This is a genomic window from Caproicibacterium amylolyticum (genome assembly GCF_014467055.1).
GTDB lineage: Bacteria > Bacillota > Clostridia > Oscillospirales > Acutalibacteraceae > Caproicibacterium > Caproicibacterium amylolyticum.
In genome coordinates this window covers 75,827-93,130 of the sequence record NZ_CP060696.1, presented here as the reverse complement: position 1 = coordinate 93,130, position 17,304 = coordinate 75,827, and the positions used below count along the sequence as shown (strand labels likewise).

Genomic DNA, 17,304 nt, shown 5'->3' with positions numbered 1-17,304 from the left:
GTAAATTCCAGCTACCGATTTCCAAAATGATTGCATACTTTTAGATTATAGCATAGAGGCCGGTAAAAAGAAAGAGATTTTATGTGAATTTGGCACAGCGAATTACAAAAAGCAGGCAGCACACACAGTTTTTACCTGCATATTCTCTCTGCTTCATATTTTCTTTATAAAATTCCGCCAGTTGCTATATCCCTAAATGCACAAAATAATGCGTTTGGGGTGCCGCCAAATATGCCGTACATAACTCTTTCAAAGCGTCCAACTTCTGTAGCAGAGTGACACGGGAAACGGTAGCCTGCAGCACAAGTTCCATGTTTTCCACTGCAAGTGAAACTTGCTCCGGCGCAAGTGCAAACATCTGCCGCCAAACTTCCAACAGCTTTTCTAGTTTTTGTACGCCTGCCGCATCAAACTGCGTATAGCTGCACCGGTCAATTTCTTTCCTGCTTTGAGCTGTTTTGCCGTTTGCTTCCGGAAATAATGTGTCTGTCCCGCAAAGCTGATAGCCGCCGGTGCACGCGTAATATGCATCAGCCGAAAAGTACGGCGTTCCCTTAGCTGGATGCTCCAACAGCAAGACCTCATGATAAGGACCCATTCGTTCTTCCTCCATCATTGATTTATCTGCCATAGCTTACAGTCTGTCTATTGCCGGATTTCTATTCTTTTTGTTATTTAAATTCATTATATCTTTTTCAATTAGAACTGTAAACGATTTTTGCTTGTTCCTGTTCATAATACAAACGCAAAAAGCCGACCAAGTGATTTTTCAGTCACTCAGTCGGCTTTTGTTTTCGGTTAGCCCCTGTCAATTATAAGGTGTATTCCAAAAGAGTTGTTTTGCCGGCCAGAGATTCTCCGGTATGCGCGTGCAGGCTTTTTACCTGTTCCATGTTGGTAATAACACAGGGTGTTACAACATGATAGCCAGCCTGCTTCATCTGCTGAATATCCATTTCCATCAGCAAGTCGCCGGCCTCTACGTGCTGGCCTAGCTTTACATGGCAGGTAAACCCTTCGCCTTTCAGCTGAACGGTTTCCAGCCCCATATGAATTAAAATTTCCAGTCCATCTTCACTCTGCAGGCAAACTGCGTGCAGAGTTTTGGCTATCTGTACAACTTGGCCGGAAACAGGTGCTGTTACCCGATGATCCGTTGGAACCACAGCGGCACCATCACCCAAAATTTTATTTGCAAAGACCTCGTCTGGCACCTCACTGAGCGGAATCATCGTTCCCGTCTGCGGTGCCAAAATAGTTCCCGCTGCTTTTGTTTTATGAAACAGTGACATTTTTTGTTGAATCCTTTCCCTTGCAGACGTCAATGGACTGCTGCAGTGCTTCTTTTAATTCCAGTACAGAAGACGGGGCCACCGAAAGCTCATCTATGCCGATTTTTAGATAGAAGTCAGTCAGTGTGCGGTCAGCGGCCGATTCCCCGCAGATGCCAATAGGAATACCGGCTTTGTGCGCATTTTCCGCGGCCATGTGAATCAGCCGCAGGACTGCCGGGCTGCGCTGGTTATACACACCGGCAAGTTTGCTGTTCATGCGGTCGGCGGCAAGCGTGTACTGCGTTAAATCATTCGTCCCAACGCTGAAAAAGTCACAGTGTTTTGCAAGTTCATCACTCATAATGGCGGCGGAGGGGGTCTCCACCATGATTCCGACTTTCAAGTCCGGTGAAAAAGCAACGGATTCTGCCGAAAGTTCGGCTTTTGCTTCCTCCAAAATCCCCTTGGCAGTATTTAATTCTTCCGATGAAATGATCATTGGAAACATAATTTTCAGACTGCCAAAAGCCGATGCCCGCAGCAGTGCGCGCAGTTGGGTTTTAAAAAGCTCCCTGCGGTCAAGGCAGATGCGGATCGCGCGGCAGCCAAGGGCCGGATTTTCTTCCTTGGGCAGATTGAGGTAAGGGACTTGTTTGTCTGCACCAATGTCAAATGTGCGGACAATCACCGGTTTGCTTCCCATCTTCTGAAGGACCTGCCGGTAGGCCTCAAACTGTGTTTCTTCATCCGGCAGTGTGTCCCGTTCCATGAACAAAAACTCACTGCGAAACAGGCCGATTCCGTCTGCACCGTTTTCCAGCGCGCTGTCCGCGTCTGCCGGATGACCGATGTTGGCGTTGACCTCCATGATACGGTCATCCGCGGTTATAATTTTAGAATTCAGCAGCCGCTGCAGCAGCTGTTTATGCTGTACATAGGCTGCCTGCTTCTTTTCGTACAGGCCACGGGTTTGAGCGTCCGGTTCCAAAATCAACTCACCGGAAGTTCCGTCCACTACGACAAACGCGGTATCCGGCAGTTCTCCGGCTGTTCCCTTCAGCCCCATCACCGCAGGAATCCCCATGGTGCGGGCCAAAATCGCGGAATGCGAAGTTTTGGAACCGTTGAGCGTAACAATCGCCAGCACATTTGATTTATCGAGCTGTACGGTTTCACTGGGGGTAAGATCGTTGGCAATCAGCACAGATGGTTCCGTCAAGCAAAAAGTTGCGGCCGGTGCCTTGGGGGAAAGGCAGCGAACCAAACGCTGCGCAATATCCAAAACATCCGTTTTTCTGCCGCGCATATATTCCGAGTCCATCGACGCAAAACGCTGTGCAAACTCCTGACCGGTCTGCCAGACAGCATATTCGGCGCTTACGTGCTCCTGCTGGATTTTTGCAGCAACCGCATCCGTAAAGTCCTCATCCTCCAGCATCATTTTGTGGATTTGAAAAATCATAGAGTCCTTTTCGCCAATTCGCTTCATGGACTGCAGGTAGAGCGCATCCAGCGCAGACCCTGCCTGTGTCTGTGCGGCCTGAAAGCGGGACAGTTCTTCCTGCGAATCACCTGCCGGCTGTTTTTTGACTGCTGTTTCCGCTTTTCGGTACCACACCAGGCGGCCCATGGCAATACCCGCGGAAGCACCGATTCCGTGAAATTTTTTCATCTTCTCACCAGCTTACAAATTGGATTCACAAAAAGCGCGGAGTTTTTCGCAGTCAGTTTCTTCATCTGGGCCGGTAATAGTAATAATAACCGTATCGTTCTGCGAAATACCAAGATTCATCACAGAAAACAGACGCTTTGCGTCTGCTTCACTGCCGTCGGCGGAGATTTGTACAGTGGAAGTGCATGCTTTTGCACAGTTTACTAAAAGTCCGGCTGGGCGGGCATGCAGGCCCTCTGCTGCTTTAATCATGTAGGTGAATTGTTTCAATTTTTGTACGCTCCCTTTACTCATAAATCTCTGCTTTACGGCAGTTAAAGAACGAGTTTAAAACCAAGTCCATCTGTAATGTAGTCTAAATACGGCATAGATTCCGGTTTTACTTGACCAATGATATTTACACGGCTTTCCGGCTGCAGGTCCTGACGGGCAATTTCCAGCTCACCGGAGTACCGCAGATATTTTTCATTGCCGACAGAGATACTTCCGCGCGGTCTGGGCTGGCAGGGCTCCACCGAAAACTGACGGCCTGCGGAAGCATAGGCCCGTGACTCCTGCGAGCGAATCACGTAATCGCTGGAGTCGGGCCGGTCGTGGTGGATACTGTCAGCGATGTACGCATAGGCAGGGGCAAGCTCCGCCTGCAGGCTGACATAACCATCAGCAAGTTCCCGAATCCGCCGGTACGCCTGCTCGCTGGCATCAATGTCACCAATCAGGCAGGTGTCCGTTTCACAGAGTTTGATAAGCTGCAGCATATTCAGCAGCACATCGCCGGTGCGGTGTGCCTCTGCCGTCGGCAGTCCCATTTTCAGCGGGCCGCGCAGAGTACTGTCCCCGGCAACAAAAGCCATGGTACGCATACCCAAACGGTGAATGCGCTCGTTCATTTTTCGTACACGTTCCAAAGAAAGCCCCGTAAGTGGTTTGGGGTAAAAGTTGTGACAGGCACTGAATCGGCTGAAATCCGCATGCAGACTTTGCAGCTCGGAAATCTGGCTGTCCTGCAGGGTACTGGCGTTAAAAACAATGTGAAAGTCCTTTGAAAATTCTATCATTTCGGCGCAGGAAAAGCCATAGTCTACGCGTAAATGTGTAATCGCCGTCTGCTTCAGGTCAGAAATGTTTTGAAATCCCATTTTCTGCAGGGTGCGCGGACCGATGTCTGCAATCAGCGAAATCTGATATTCCTTACAGAGTTCCAGCAGCGCGCGAATGTCCTTCACACAGTTTGGGTCTTCCTCCGGAATATGCAGGGAGGTGAAAGCGTAACGAATTTCCGCGCGGTGTGCTTTCTCCACAATTTCCGCATTTTTTTGCAGGCCGGTCCCAAGGTAAAGTGAGATTCCAAAATCATTCATAACAACAACTCCATTTAATCGTCTGTACCGTATACTTCGTTAATTCGATTTTCATCCACACCGAAGAAGTAGGTCAGAACAAATCCACCCACATATGCTGCAGCAATGGAAATGACATAGAACAGCTGTGTGCCGGGAACAACAATCAGCAGGCCAAACAGACCGGAAACGCCCTGAGAAACCGTGCCGAGATGGAACAAAGAAGCCAGGATGCCGCCGAAACCGGCGCCAAGGCAGGCTGTGATGAACGGTTTGCCAAGCGGCAGTGTAACAGCGTACATCAGCGGTTCGCCAACGCCCAGAATACCAACAGGCAGGGAATCGCGGGTCATTCTCTTGAGCTTCTTGTTCTTTGTCTTCATGTACAGTGCAAGGCCAGCGCCAACCTGTCCGCCGCCTGCCATCATCAGGATTGGCAGCAGATAGTTGATGCCTTTGGTTACACCATTCGGATCATTGAGCATTGCATGGATAGGCGTCAAAGCCTGATGCAGACCAACGGAAACCAGCGGCAGGAAGCCTGCGGAAAGGATGTAGCCGCCCAGAGCACCCAGGTTGGTATAGAGGAAATCAAGAACAGTGTAGATGCCGGCTGTCAGTGCTGCGCCGATTGGCTGCAGTACAATAACTGTTACCAGACCGCCGATAATGACAGTGAGCAGCGGCGTGAAGAAGGTATCCAGAATGTTCGGCATGATCTTGCGAATCCATCTTTCCAGATAAGCGAAGAAAATACCGGCAATCAGAGCAGACAGCAGACCGCCGTTGCCCGGATTGAATACCTTGCCTGTCAGCGGCAGAATAATCTGTGCATCGCCGACCTTTGCCAGCAGCGGCATTGCAGCGTTGACAACAAAGAAGCAGCCCGCCAGAGCACCGAGGATTGGAGAACCCTTGAATTCCTTTGCGGCATTCATGCCGACAAAGATGGGCAGATAGGCAAACAGTGCCCAGCCAATTACATGAATGACCTGATACCACCAAACACCGGCCATTATCTTTCCGGTGGAAACATCAATCACGTTAATGATGCCGTTGATCAGGCCTGCCGCAATAATGCCGGGCAAAATCGGCACAAACACGTTTGCAATATGCTTTAGGAACTGCTGTACCGGGCCATTGTGTTTTGCTTTGTTTGCGGATTTGTTTTCGTTTGCGACCTTCTTCACATCCAGTTCTGCTTCATCCGCTCCGAGTGCAAGTCCGGTCAGTGTGGCAAACTCGCTGCCGACTTTGTTGACAACCCCCGGACCAAAAACAACCTGAATTGTTTCTGAATCCACCACGCCGAGAACCCCGTCAATTTTTTTCAGGGCGGCTAAATCAGCCTTGCTGTGATCCACCAGACTAATGCGCAGGCGGGTCATGCAGGTCATGTTTGCATCGACGTTTTCTTTTCCGCCGACTGCCGTTAGAACTTCTTGTGCGGTTTTTGCATAATCCATTACACTTTCTCCCCTTTAAGTACTGAATTTATGTCTGTTTTTCCCAACACCCTCATTATACATAACTTGTTGAAGATGTCAATATTATTTCAAGCAATTTTTTAAATTAATAAAATAATATTTTGACTTTTGAGTCATGAGATGCCGCAATTTCTGTTTTTTGCGTCACTATTATAGACCTAATTAACACTATTTTATTATGTTATTTTAAAAATAAAGGAATTATTACGAAAAAACTTATTTTCTTAACGAAATGACTTGAAATGCAAATGTAAATTTATTTGAAATTAATTGTCAATTTTCTTTATAACTTATTGAAATTAAATTTTGTTAGGCTATAATATATGCAAGTGTTACTTTTAAACATGAAAATATGAGCTTTTTGCTGGAAACGAGGAGAATTTAGAAATGGAAATAAAACTGAACGCTTTGGAAACAGAGCAGGTAAATCCCAACAGCCGCAATATAGACCAAATGGATACCCTCGGCATGCTGCAGGTAATCAACCGGGAGGATCAGTCTGTGGCAGCCGCTGTGCAGAAAGTGCTGCCGCAGATTGCCCAGATGGTTGACTGCATTCATGCGCGGATGATGAAGGGCGGCCGTGTAATTTACATTGGTGCCGGCACTTCCGGCAGGCTGGGTGTACTGGATGCCAGCGAATGCCCACCGACTTACGGTGTAGATTCAACACTGATTCAAGGCATCATTGCGGGCGGCTACAGTGCCCTTTTAAAAGCAAAGGAGGGCGCAGAGGATGATTTGCAGCTTGCCGGAAAGGATTTGGAGGCTGCCGGACTAACCAGTCAGGACACCGTGATTGGGCTGGCCGCCAGCGGCAGAACACCTTATGTAATCGGCGGACTGGACTACGCCGCAAAAATCGGTGCCTATACAGGTGCGGTCAGCTGTGTCAGCAATGCAGAAATTTCCAAACACGCAAAGGCAAAAATCGAAGTCATTGTCGGCCCGGAGGTTGTAACTGGCTCTACACGCATGAAGGCCGGCACCGCGCAGAAAATGATTCTCAATATGATTTCCACTTCCTTAATGATACAATATGGAAAAGTGTACGGAAACCTGATGGTGGATGTGCAGCCGACGAACGAGAAACTGGTGGAACGTGCGAAGCGGATTATCATGGCAAGCAGCTCCTGCAGCTACGAGGAAGCCACAGAATACTTGGAGCAGAGCGAGAATCATGTAAAAATTGCAATTTGTATGGCATTGACAAAGCTTTCTAAAAAAGATTGTGATATAATATTGACAAAAGCACAGGGCAACATTTCGCAGGCTATTCATAGCCTGAAAGAACAAAAGCTGCCGCTGCAATAACTTACTGTGAGGAGCCGCTATGAGCTGCATTTATAAAATCCGTGAAGGAATGGCCGGCTACACTTCCACCGAAAAAAAGCTGGCCGATTATATGCTGGAAAATCCAAATGAAGTTACACAAAGTTCCGCGCAGATACTTGGTCAGCGCGCTGGAGTTTCCGCTGCAGCCATTGTCCGTTTTTCTCATAAACTGGGCTACAAAGGCTTCACTGCGCTGAAAGTGGACCTTGCACGGGACAGTGCGGAGGAAATTACAAACTTTGATGACATGATTGCCGAGGAGGATTCCATGGCGGTCGTCATTAAAAAAGCAGAAAGCCTGAATATTATGCTGCAAAATCAAGCTTACCGCCTGCTAAATGCGGAAAGTTTGGAAAAAGCAGTAGCAGTGCTGCTGCAGAGCCGGAACATTTATCTTTTCGGCGTCAGCGGTTCCGGCATTATCTGCATGGATTTTATGGAGAAGCTTTCCCGCATTAACCGTCCGGTTGTTTACCACAACGACTTTCACGATCAGCTTGCCGCCGCGGCGCACATGACTGCACAGGACGCTGTACTGGCAGTCAGTTACAGCGGCAAAACACATGAAGTGAATACCGCTGTCAAATTTGCCAAAGAGATTGGAACGCCAATCATTGCAATCACACAGTTTCGCAACACCCCACTGACAAAGCTGGTCGATATTCCGCTTTATATCCCCATTACAGAACGGGAACTGCGCATTGGCGCCATCGCGTCCAGAAATGCTTCTTTTATTATAACAGATTTACTGTATCTGGGGCTGGCAAAGAGCAACATGGAGCTTACCAAAGAATATTTGGTTAAGACGAAAGATGTCATCAACAGATTAAAATAGGATGATTGACGTGAAAATTAAATTACTCGCATTGGATATGGACGGGACCGTCCTGCTGGATGACCACAAAAGCATTTCAGAACGGACACGGCAGGCCATTTACAGAGCGGCGGCAGAAAACATTCTGGTGGTGCCGTCGAGCGGACGTATCTACTCTGTTCTGCCAGAAGCAGTAACGGCACTGCCCTGTGTAAATTACGCAGTTACTTCAAACGGCGCCGTAGTGTATCATCTGAAAACGCAGAAGGTGGTTTATTCAAATTACCTCTCCCGCGTACAGGCGAATACGCTGCTGAAAATCCTGCCGGCAGGACTTTGGGCAGAAATCTGGTACCACGGAAAAATATATCTGGAAGCAGAAAAGTGGCAGCAGCGGTCCGCCTATGCCTTAAATCCGTTTCACGTAAATGTGCTGGAAGAAATCGGCTGCCCGGTAAACCGTTTTGCAGATTTTCTTGCCGGGATGCAGGATGAAATTGAAAAAATCAATTTGCCGCTGATTCCCCCGGAACAAAAGCAGAACGTTTGGAAAGTTCTTTCTGCCTGCCCGGACTTCTCGCTGGTGGATACCGGCTGCGGAATTGAGGTCATGCGGTCAGGGACTTCCAAGCTGGACGGGGTGCGGGGGCTGTGCCATTATTTTCACCAGAAGAAAATAAATATCAGCATGGAAAACGTTCTCGCCCTCGGCGACAGCGAAAATGACATGGAAATCCTGCAGCAGTGCGGGTTGGGCGTTGCTATGGGAAACGCAGTCCCTGCCGTTCAAAAAATTGCAAAAGCGGTAACGCTGGCAAATACAGCAGACGGAGCCGCGCTGGCGATTGAAAAATATGCACTGTCTTAAAATTTCCCTACATAAAAACAGGGATTTCCCCATTCATCAGGGGTTTCCCTTTTGGTACGTCCATACTGCCAAACATAAAATGATTTTGCCCCAGCAGAATATCTATTTTGCTGCGGCTTTTATTTTTAAAGAAAAATAAAATATTTTTTTAATATTATTACAAATTTAATGAAATATTATTGACAAAGTTTAAAAACATGTATATGATGTAGTTGCAAAAACAGATTGGCAGAGCGTTCTGCAATTTGGGGACAGACCTTTGCCACAAATGAAAAGAGGAGTTGCAATCATGAAAATGGAAAGAACGTGCTTTCGCCAGACATTTCACAGCCTAAAGGAAGGGAGGAGAGCCCAATGAAAGTGATTCCAAAAAAGATTTTGGGAGTTGTTTTGTCGGCCAGTATGGTATTCTCCGCTGCACCGGTATGCTTCGGCAGTGCGGCTGTCTACGCAGCCTCGCCGGTTACACTGGCTGAATCGGTGCCGTCCGGTCTGCAGGCGGACTGCACATTCCCGGACTGGGCAGGCTATGTGGATGACACCCTGCTGATGAACAACCGCTACAGCTTCAAAGCCTACAAGGGTCAAGGTGTACTCTACATAAAATGTACAGACCTGAGCAGTACAAGATTCTTTGTAAACGGAAAGCAGATTGATATTTCCGCAGCCTGCAAAAACAGCGGAAAAACCTACAAGGTCGATATTTCCGCATACACTGTAAATGGCAGCAACACACTGCAAATCAACGACTACGCACCTGCCACCGGAAAAATCGAGGTTAAGATTCCATATCCGGAGGTAATTGCCGGAACAGCCCAGAGCGTCGGCATGGACACAGACGAGCTGAACTTAATCGACACGATTATCAGCAATGACGTGAAATATGGTTTCACAAGTGCTCAGCTGGCCATCATCAAAAACGGTGTGCTCGTTAAAAACACAGCTTACGGCACCGTAAACGCCTACAACCAGAACGGCACCCGCAAAACGGACTCCGCCAAAGTAACAACCGATACCCTTTATGACCTTGCTTCCAACACGAAAATGTACGCAACCAACTACGCCATGCAAAAGCTGGTCAGCGAAGGCAAAGTCAGTATCAACGATAAGGTAACAAAGTATTTTCCGGAGTTTCAGGACGGTGCAAATGACGCGATTAAAGGAAAAGCAGACCTGACACTGAAAGAAATCATGGAACATCAGGCTGGTTTCCCGGCTGATCCGCAGTATTTTAACGATCATTTCGATCAGGCAGCCCAGAAGAGTGACCCAAATGTGGACAACATCCTGTACTCACAGGATAAAAAGACGACCATACAGCGAATCATGAACACTTCGCTGATCTATCAGCCGGGTACCCAGACAAAATATTCAGATGTAGACTACATGCTGCTGGGGCTGATCGTCGAAAAAGTAACCGGTCAGAATCTTGACCAGTATGTTGAGAATACAATCTATAAACCAATGGGGCTTACCCACATTATGTACAACCCGCTTCAAAAAGGCTTCGGCGTACAGAATTGCGCCGCAACAGAATTGAACGGCAACACCCGCGACGGCGCTGTCAGCTTTAAAAATGTCCGCACTAACACCCTGCAGGGTCAGGTGCATGATGAAAAAGCATACTATTGCATGAATGGTGTTTCTGGCCATGCCGGTCTGTTTGCAGATGCAGGCGACCTTGCAAAACTCTGTCAGGTAATGCTCAACGGCGGCGGTTACGGCGGAAACAAATTCTTTGACAAAAATACCATTGCCGAGTTCACCAAGCGGAAAGACGCTCTGCCGACCTGGGGCCTTGGCTGGTGGCGTGAAGGCAGCTACGGCCGCCCGTGGTATTTCGGTGTGGAATCTTCCGACGATACAATCGGGCATCAGGGCTGGACTGGTACCTTGACTATGATCGACCCGAAGAATGATCTGGTCATGGTGCTGCTGACCAACAAAATCAACTCGCCGCTGATCGACAACAAATCCAACGCAAATGACTTTGTTGGCAACAAATTTACAACCGCTACACTGGGCACAATTCCGGATTTGATTTATCAGTCCATAAACCATGCTAGTGAAACAGCGGTCAACGCAAATGTGTCTGAAATGGTCAGCGAAAAGATGAAACTGTACCGTGCACATGCAGATAAATATGACGGCAAAACCATTCTGCAGGCGGCATATTCTCTGGTAGATACAGCCGTGACCCGAGCAGAGCAGAAGAAGACCGCAGAAACTCGCGATTACGCCAAAAAGGCAATTTCTCAGCTGGATACATCCATTGCGGATGCCTCTGTTGTTGCCGAATTTCAGAAGCGCTTGGGCGCAGTAAAGACCTACAGCAGTGATACCACGAGCAATATCACCGTCAAAGGCTCCTATACCTTTAAAATCACCAGTAAAAACGGCAAAGCACCTGTATTTACACTGGGCACCTCCAATGTATTCAAATACAGTCTGGTGAAAAAATCCGGCAGCGATTATTACTTCAAGATTACAGTAACCGCCAAAAAGGGCACCCGTGCCGGTATCTATGTCAATGGCGAAGGCCGTCTGCTGATTGCAACGGTAGGCTGACTGCAGTGTGCTTGATAAAGCCGCAGTGTTACAGGAATGCAGGCAACAAAGATTTTTGAAAAATCCGTTTCAGTGCGAAAGGGTCCTCAGAGAGGCTGCAGCTTCTCCGAGGACCCTTTTTTGCTGCCGTTAAACATTGAGGAAGCAGCATATCGCCTGCAAAATCAGTGTTAAAGCATATAATAATATTTCACAAAAAAGAGGATGCAGAAAAACATTCTCTGCATCCTCTCTATTTATTTAACTGAAACCGAAACAGCGTACGCGCTGCGCGTGACTCAGCCCTTGCAGGCTTCGTAAACAGCAACAGCACATGCAACAGTTGCGCCAACCATCGGGTTGTTGCCCATGCCAATCAGACCCATCATCTCAACGTGCGCAGGCACGGAGGAGGAGCCGGCAAACTGTGCGTCACTGTGCATACGGCCCATGGAGTCGGTCAAGCCGTAGGAAGCAGGGCCTGCACCCATGTTATCCGGATGCAGTGTACGGCCGGTGCCGCCGCCGGAAGCAACGGAGAAGTAGTGCTTGCCGTTCTCGTTGCACCACTTTTTGTAAGTGCCAGCAACCAGATGCTGGAAACGGGTCGGGTTGGTGGAGTTGCCGGTAATGGAAACGTCAACGCCTTCCATACGCATGATGCCAACGCCTTCCTGCACGTCGTTTGCGCCGTAGCACTTAATCTGTGCGCGCTCGCCATCAGAATACTTTACTTCTTCCACAACGTTTACCTTGTCGTTGAAGAAGTCGTAGTCGGTCTTTACATATGTAAAGCCATTGATACGGGAAATGATGAAAGCAGCATCCTTGCCCAGGCCGTTCAGGATAACACGGAGCGGCTCTTTGCGGGCACGGTTTGCTGTGCGGGCGATGCCGATAGCACCCTCAGCAGCAGCAAAGCTTTCGTGGCCGGCGAGAAAAGCAAAGCACTTTGTTTCGTCGTGCAGCAGGCGTGCGCCCAAGTTGCCGTGGCCAACGCCAACATTACGGTGCTCTGCAACGGAGCCGGGGATGCAGAATGCCTGCAGGCCAACACCAATCAGTTCACTTGCTTCCGCAGCGGACTTAACGCCTTTTTTCAGGCCCAGCGCAACGCCGAGGGTGTAAGCCCATGTAGCGTTGTCAAAAGCGATGGGCTGTACGCCCTTAACGATTTTATCAACATCGATTCCTTTGGAAAGGCACAGGTCGCGTGCTTCTTCCAGGGTGCCGAGGCCGTTTTCTTTCAGGAATGCCTCAATCTTCGGCATTCTTCTCTCTTTACCTTCAAAGATGACATCGTTTGCCATTGTTTTGAATCCTCCTTTTTTGTTTCTTATTCTTTGCGGGGGTCAATATACTTGACAGCGCCGTCTTCTTTGCTGTAACGGCCATAGTGACCAACGTTTGCCTTGTAGGCTTTGTCCGGGTTGGTACCCTTGCGGATAGCGTCCATCATTTTGCCGACATTTACAAATTCATAGCCGATGACTTCATCGTTCTTGTCCAGAGCCATGTGCAGAACATAACCCTCAGTCATCTCCATGTAACGAACGCCTTTGGCCTCTGTGCTGTACATGGTACCTACCATGCTGCGCAGGCCCTTGCCCAAGTCATCCAAACCAGCACCGATGGGCAGGCCGTCCTCAGAGAATGCAGTCTGGCTGCGGCCGTAAACGATCTGCTTGAACAGCTCACGCATAGCAACATTGATAGCGTCACATACGAGGTCCGTGTTCAGGCATTCCAAAATGGTCTTGCCGGGCAGGATTTCTGCTGCCATAGCAGCGGAGTGGGTCATGCCGGAGCAGCCGATTGTTTCGACCAGTGCTTCCTTAACCACGCCGTCCTTAATGTTCAGCGTCAGTTTGCAGGCGCCCTGCTGCGGAGCGCACCAGCCGACACCGTGTGTCAGGCCGGAGATGTCTTTAATGTCATAAGCCTTTACCCATTTGCCCTCTTCAGGAATAGGTGCGGGGCCGTGCTTGGGGCCTTTTGCGACTGTACACATGCTTTCCACTTTTGCGGAATAGTTCATAGCGGTACTCCTTTCGATTTCAAGTCCTTGGTTTTGTTCCAGAAAAAGGGGTCTGCATTCAGCAGACGCCCCAACCAATGATCGTTTCTATTATAGGACTTTTCGAGTAAATTCGCAACTGATTTGTGAAGAAATAAACAGGCAGCAAGAAGTCATTCGTAAAGTTTGCGTTTTAAGCAAAGGCGGGAAAATTTTCCGCATAATACGTATAATAACTATTTATAATTTTTCCCTGCTGTGTAACCACTGTTTCCTTCTCGGTACTTTCATTATATGAATCATCTTCGTTAAAGCAGGGCTAATCCATCCTTTCGAATGAAATCACTTCTTCTTTCCTTTTTAAAGCATAGTATGCCAATAAAAAAAGAATCAAAACCGTCGATAAAAGCATCATGATAGGGATGATTATATTCGTACAATTCAGAATCAGTGCACCCAATCCAACTAAAACAGCCGCCGTAAGGCCAAAGGAGGTAACGCCCATATTTGCCACTTCTTTAATGTAGATGGAACACAAAATGGAAATAAGTGTCCAGATTAAGCACACTCCTAAAATAGATAGCATTAACAGGCCAATTTCCAACCTTGAATCTGGCGCATAAAGACCGGATAAATAAAAAATAGATACCGGAAGAATTTCTCCAATAAAAGACAGTATGATTGGAACTGTAGCCTTTGCTAATATGTAAATCAATTTATTGATGTTTTGTGAAAATAAAAAGTAATTCATTCCTTCTGTTTTTTCAAATGCAGCTGATTGTGAAGCATTTACACAAGCAAACATCGCAACACCTATCATACAGCCACAAAACGCAATTACAGATGCAATTGACTCAGGATAGTGTATTCCAGAAGGATCATATCTATTCGTATATGGAGCAATCACGAATCCAACCGGAAGTAATTGGAATATTGGAAGCCAAAAAGCAAATCGTTTTAATATAATCAGCTCATTCTGTAATAAAGCTTTATAAATTCGCATCAAAATCACTCCTCATGAAAAAAATGTATTTCCCACTCTTTTCTTTGCATAATGGCGTAACAAGTAAAAAGCAAAATGATACTTTCGCTTAAAAGGATTCCATTTGTTATCCACATGAACTTATCCTGAACCCATCCTATTAAGTAAGTACCCAAAATAATGAATAGGGGCGAAATACCGCTCAAAAGCCTCGGCAGGATTTCTCCATTCAGCAGTAAATGAAAAATCAATATGAGTAAAGACCATAAAATAGCGGATAGGATAATTGTCGTTTCAACTGCGACTAAACTAACCATTACAGGCTGAAAATGAAAAATTGCTGCCATAGGAATGATTGAAATACCGAAAGACAGCACCACAGGAATGATGAGTTTGGAAAAAATGTAACTATATTTATTGATTCCTTGTGTAAACAAATAATTTAACATATTCTCTTTTTTCTCAACCAACAATTCAAGCGGCAGACAACTTATTCCGGACGCTTCGATGCACAGAATGAATAAATTGATAAAGCTAATGCTGCCCGTACGGCAAAACAAAACTATCGTTACAAGAAAAAAGAGAAGCGCAACCAATAAATTTTTAAAAAGCTGTTTGGCTATGATCAGTTGATTCAAAAACAGCACTTTAAATATCCTCATAGTGTTTGTCCTCAAAACTCTCCGTGTTTTCAAAGTACAATTGCTTTAGCTGCTCTTCATCAAGATTATTTAGTTCTTTGCGGCAAACTACTTTACCCTGATTAAGAATGCAAATATCATCCGCCACTTCTGAAACAAAAACCAAGTCATGACTATTGAGCAGAATATGATGTCCCTTCTTTTTTTGACTATTTAATATTTTCACCAGCATATCGTAAGTGGTTGGGTCTATCCCATTTGTCGGTTCATCTAAAAGCAATATTTTGGGTTTGTGAACAAAAGCACAAGCTAAAGCTAATCTTTTCTTTAGGCCTGTCGACAAGGATTTGCCCTGCATATTGATTTTTTCGTCCAGCCCAAATGTTTCGATTAATAAATTGATTCTTTCGTGCATGTCCTGTTCCGGTTGCTCTGAAATCAAATACCGAAAGCGCAAATTTTCCCATACCGTTAACGAGCCAAAAAATCCACCTGATTCGGGAACATAGGCAATCTCTTTTTTATTGTCGATAAACTTACTGTTATAGGTTATACGCCCACTTTGCAGTTTTAAATATCCTGACATCAGCAAAAACAGAGTTGTCTTTCCTGCACCATTGTGTCCTAATACCGCATGGGTTTGATGCCCTGAAAACTTCAAGTCGATATTTTTCAGGGCTTTCAGTTTGTTTTTGCGGTATATGTAGCTAACGTTTTCTATGTTTATCAGCATTTTAATTTTCCTCTTTTGCTTTATACAAATTGTCCCATTATTATATGGTATCATAAAAGTATTAACAAATAAAGTAAAATTCTATCAGTTCTGTTGAACAGAAAAAGGGCCGTACAGTTAAACCATAACCATGGTTTAACTGTACGGCTTTCGCTTTGGTGCGCCCGCGGGGATTCGAACCCAGGACCTTCTGATTCGTAGTTGTTCGATTTTATTGTTGTAAAATTATGTGGTATGCCGCAAACCAGTATAAACACTGACTTTTTTCAATCTTGCTTTCCATGTCATATTCTGTTTTGACTCATATGTTTTTATCTTTTCGGGAATTCGTTGACACAAAGTTGACACGAAATGAAGGCAAATTCAATTTTCCTGATTTCGCTTTTAGTTGAAGTTTATATACAATATGTGTTAAAATTTTACAAGAGGTGAATAGAGTGGACAAGGATGTAATTATGCGGATAGCGATATGCGACGATGAACTACTCATACGGCAGCAGCTGCGGGATAAAACAGAAGTTTTTATGGCAGAATGGCAGATGCCTTATACACTTGACGTTTTTGCAAACGGTGAAGAACTGCTTGCAGGCGAAACGATATATGATATTATCTTGCTGGATGTGCAGCTTATGGGCATGGATGGAATGCGAGCCGCAATGGCAATGAAAGCGCGCTGTATGGATACGCTGGTAATTTTCATTTCCAGTTTCGTGCAGTATGCGCCGCTTGGCTATCAAAGTGCAATTCGGTACATCTGTATGTTTTGCGGAGAATCTGGATTGCATTGATAGCACGGAATGAAAAACTTGCAGATGCACTGGCTGCAAAAGAAAATTACGAACAAGATATACAGGAAATCCGCGTCACCAGAATAAATACATATAATTGATAAAAAATAAATTACCAGCACTTATTGATTTAATATTGACATTTTATCAAAAAAATAATATAATTGTTAATACATATTAAGGAATAAAATTAATTATTTACAATTACTATCATATAAAAATTTCCAATAATTTTCAATTTACTATAAATGTTTTATGAAAGGGGTGAGTCCTGTGCAGTAGCGAAAATGAGCTTGTTATCTCAAAGCGCAAATTGTATGTACAAAATTATAAGTGTAAATCAAATTTATACATCTCAAAAAATGGAGGATTTATCATGAAAAAAAGTGTAAATAAAATAATCGCATTATTAGGTGCTGGCATATTTGCTGTTTCATGCGCTGCTGTTCCTACATTTGCATATACAAAATGGACTGCATCTCTGCCGAGTTGGCAAGGACAAGTTGATTGTCAAACAGGAACAAAATCAACTACATATGCTGCAAATAAACAAGTCAATGTCAGTGTGTGGCAAACCGCAGGATATTCAGATCGTTGTACACTTTTGGTAAGAGCATTTTATGGTGGTCAGTATCGTAATGTAAGTGCCGAAAGAACGGTATATGCTTCAAACGGAACGGTTCCCCTGATGTTAACTGATTCGAATGCAACAAAGGGTGTTCAGCTTGTACTTGTGGGGAAGAATCCGAAGTTCAATACATCCAACATAAATTGTGCGGGCACTGTTGATTTCCATTAAATCTCAG

The 17,304-nt window shown here is 45.8% G+C and carries 17 protein-coding genes; 6 read left to right on the top strand and 11 right to left on the bottom strand.

Annotated features, from left to right (window positions below):
- Positions 1 to 184 precede the first annotated feature (184 nt).
- From H6X83_RS00425 to H6X83_RS00400, 6 genes are all read right to left on the bottom strand, one after another.
- A complete protein-coding gene (locus tag H6X83_RS00425) occupies positions 185 to 631 on the bottom strand; it encodes a hypothetical protein (protein ID WP_212507237.1) in 447 nt (148 codons plus the stop codon).
- Positions 632 to 812: 181 nt separating this feature from the next.
- On the bottom strand, positions 813 to 1,292 hold the full coding sequence (locus H6X83_RS00420) for a PTS sugar transporter subunit IIA (protein WP_212507236.1): 480 nt from the start codon (positions 1,290 to 1,292) through the stop codon (positions 813 to 815).
- On the bottom strand, positions 1,276 to 2,946 hold the full coding sequence (ptsP, locus tag H6X83_RS00415; RefSeq protein WP_212507235.1) for a phosphoenolpyruvate--protein phosphotransferase: 1,671 nt from the start codon (positions 2,944 to 2,946) through the stop codon (positions 1,276 to 1,278). Before ptsP ends, H6X83_RS00420 begins: the two co-directional genes overlap by 17 nt.
- 12 nt (positions 2,947 to 2,958) lie before the next feature.
- Positions 2,959 to 3,216 carry an HPr family phosphocarrier protein gene (locus H6X83_RS00410; protein ID WP_246419351.1) on the bottom strand — a complete coding sequence of 86 codons (258 nt, stop codon included), beginning with the start codon at positions 3,214 to 3,216 and terminating at the stop codon, positions 2,959 to 2,961.
- A 44-nt stretch (positions 3,217 to 3,260) separates the two neighbouring features.
- Positions 3,261 to 4,307 (bottom strand): MupG family TIM beta-alpha barrel fold protein, encoded by a 1,047-nt coding sequence (locus H6X83_RS00405; protein ID WP_212507233.1) that lies wholly within the window; start codon positions 4,305 to 4,307, stop codon positions 3,261 to 3,263.
- A 14-nt stretch (positions 4,308 to 4,321) separates the two neighbouring features.
- Positions 4,322 to 5,752 (bottom strand): PTS transporter subunit EIIC, encoded by a 1,431-nt coding sequence (locus H6X83_RS00400; RefSeq protein WP_212507232.1) that lies wholly within the window; start codon positions 5,750 to 5,752, stop codon positions 4,322 to 4,324.
- Between the two features lie 408 nt (positions 5,753 to 6,160).
- Here H6X83_RS00400 and murQ point away from each other — a divergent pair, with 408 nt between their 5' ends.
- The 4 genes from murQ (at position 6,161) to pbp4b (ending at position 11,358) form a co-directional block, all read left to right on the top strand.
- On the top strand, positions 6,161 to 7,087 hold the full coding sequence (gene murQ, locus H6X83_RS00395; protein ID WP_212507231.1) for an N-acetylmuramic acid 6-phosphate etherase: 927 nt from the start codon (positions 6,161 to 6,163) through the stop codon (positions 7,085 to 7,087).
- 19 nt (positions 7,088 to 7,106) lie between these two features.
- A complete protein-coding gene (locus H6X83_RS00390) occupies positions 7,107 to 7,943 on the top strand; it encodes a MurR/RpiR family transcriptional regulator (protein ID WP_212507230.1) in 837 nt (278 codons plus the stop codon).
- A gap of 10 nt (positions 7,944 to 7,953) precedes the next feature.
- Positions 7,954 to 8,790 (top strand): HAD family hydrolase, encoded by an 837-nt coding sequence (locus H6X83_RS00385; RefSeq protein ID WP_212507229.1) that lies wholly within the window; start codon positions 7,954 to 7,956, stop codon positions 8,788 to 8,790.
- A gap of 354 nt (positions 8,791 to 9,144) precedes the next feature.
- Complete coding sequence (gene pbp4b / locus H6X83_RS00380) at positions 9,145 to 11,358, top strand: penicillin binding protein PBP4B (RefSeq protein WP_212507228.1); 2,214 nt, start codon at positions 9,145 to 9,147, stop codon at positions 11,356 to 11,358.
- Between the two features lie 278 nt (positions 11,359 to 11,636).
- Here the strand turns inward: pbp4b and H6X83_RS00375 are convergent, their stop codons facing one another.
- From H6X83_RS00375 to H6X83_RS00355, 5 genes are all read right to left on the bottom strand, one after another.
- Positions 11,637 to 12,647 carry a GGGtGRT protein gene (locus H6X83_RS00375; protein ID WP_212507227.1) on the bottom strand — a complete coding sequence of 337 codons (1,011 nt, stop codon included), beginning with the start codon at positions 12,645 to 12,647 and terminating at the stop codon, positions 11,637 to 11,639.
- 26 nt (positions 12,648 to 12,673) lie between these two features.
- Complete coding sequence (locus H6X83_RS00370; protein WP_212507226.1) at positions 12,674 to 13,375, bottom strand: iron-sulfur cluster assembly scaffold protein; 702 nt, start codon at positions 13,373 to 13,375, stop codon at positions 12,674 to 12,676.
- 298 nt (positions 13,376 to 13,673) lie between these two features.
- Entirely contained in the window at positions 13,674 to 14,357 is a 684-nt protein-coding gene (locus H6X83_RS00365; protein ID WP_212507225.1) for a hypothetical protein, read from the bottom strand.
- A 5-nt stretch (positions 14,358 to 14,362) separates the two neighbouring features.
- Positions 14,363 to 14,998: a hypothetical protein gene (locus H6X83_RS00360; protein ID WP_212507224.1), complete on the bottom strand. Its 636-nt coding sequence runs from the start codon at positions 14,996 to 14,998 to the stop codon at positions 14,363 to 14,365.
- Positions 14,985 to 15,710 carry an ABC transporter ATP-binding protein gene (locus tag H6X83_RS00355; protein WP_212507223.1) on the bottom strand — a complete coding sequence of 242 codons (726 nt, stop codon included), beginning with the start codon at positions 15,708 to 15,710 and terminating at the stop codon, positions 14,985 to 14,987. Before H6X83_RS00355 ends, H6X83_RS00360 begins: the two co-directional genes overlap by 14 nt.
- Positions 15,711 to 16,147: 437 nt before the next feature.
- Here H6X83_RS00355 and H6X83_RS00350 point away from each other — a divergent pair, with 437 nt between their 5' ends.
- Together H6X83_RS00350 and H6X83_RS00345 are read left to right on the top strand one after the other, a co-directional pair.
- Positions 16,148 to 16,498 (top strand): LytR/AlgR family response regulator transcription factor, encoded by a 351-nt coding sequence (locus H6X83_RS00350; RefSeq protein ID WP_212507222.1) that lies wholly within the window; start codon positions 16,148 to 16,150, stop codon positions 16,496 to 16,498.
- 376 nt (positions 16,499 to 16,874) lie between these two features.
- Positions 16,875 to 17,297 (top strand): hypothetical protein, encoded by a 423-nt coding sequence (locus tag H6X83_RS00345; protein ID WP_212507221.1) that lies wholly within the window; start codon positions 16,875 to 16,877, stop codon positions 17,295 to 17,297.
- The last annotated feature ends 7 nt before the right edge of the window (positions 17,298 to 17,304 follow it).

What these genes read in the sequence shown, in the direction of transcription:
- H6X83_RS00425 (WP_212507237.1), bottom strand. Translation starts at nt 631, where the DNA reads ATGGCAGATAAATCAATGATGGAGGAAGAACGAATGGGTCCTTATCAT.
- pbp4b (WP_212507228.1), top strand. Translation starts at nt 9,145, where the DNA reads ATGAAAGTGATTCCAAAAAAGATTTTGGGAGTTGTTTTGTCGGCCAGT.
- H6X83_RS00400 (WP_212507232.1), bottom strand. Translation starts at nt 5,752, where the DNA reads ATGGATTATGCAAAAACCGCACAAGAAGTTCTAACGGCAGTCGGCGGA.
- murQ (WP_212507231.1), top strand. Translation starts at nt 6,161, where the DNA reads ATGGAAATAAAACTGAACGCTTTGGAAACAGAGCAGGTAAATCCCAAC.
- H6X83_RS00355 (WP_212507223.1), bottom strand. Translation starts at nt 15,710, where the DNA reads ATGCTGATAAACATAGAAAACGTTAGCTACATATACCGCAAAAACAAA.
- H6X83_RS00375 (WP_212507227.1), bottom strand. Translation starts at nt 12,647, where the DNA reads ATGGCAAACGATGTCATCTTTGAAGGTAAAGAGAGAAGAATGCCGAAG.
- H6X83_RS00405 (WP_212507233.1), bottom strand. Translation starts at nt 4,307, where the DNA reads ATGAATGATTTTGGAATCTCACTTTACCTTGGGACCGGCCTGCAAAAA.
- H6X83_RS00390 (WP_212507230.1), top strand. Translation starts at nt 7,107, where the DNA reads ATGAGCTGCATTTATAAAATCCGTGAAGGAATGGCCGGCTACACTTCC.
- ptsP (WP_212507235.1), bottom strand. Translation starts at nt 2,946, where the DNA reads ATGAAAAAATTTCACGGAATCGGTGCTTCCGCGGGTATTGCCATGGGC.
- H6X83_RS00365 (WP_212507225.1), bottom strand. Translation starts at nt 14,357, where the DNA reads ATGCGAATTTATAAAGCTTTATTACAGAATGAGCTGATTATATTAAAA.
- H6X83_RS00370 (WP_212507226.1), bottom strand. Translation starts at nt 13,375, where the DNA reads ATGAACTATTCCGCAAAAGTGGAAAGCATGTGTACAGTCGCAAAAGGC.
- H6X83_RS00360 (WP_212507224.1), bottom strand. Translation starts at nt 14,998, where the DNA reads ATGAGGATATTTAAAGTGCTGTTTTTGAATCAACTGATCATAGCCAAA.
- H6X83_RS00420 (WP_212507236.1), bottom strand. Translation starts at nt 1,292, where the DNA reads ATGTCACTGTTTCATAAAACAAAAGCAGCGGGAACTATTTTGGCACCG.
- H6X83_RS00345 (WP_212507221.1), top strand. Translation starts at nt 16,875, where the DNA reads ATGAAAAAAAGTGTAAATAAAATAATCGCATTATTAGGTGCTGGCATA.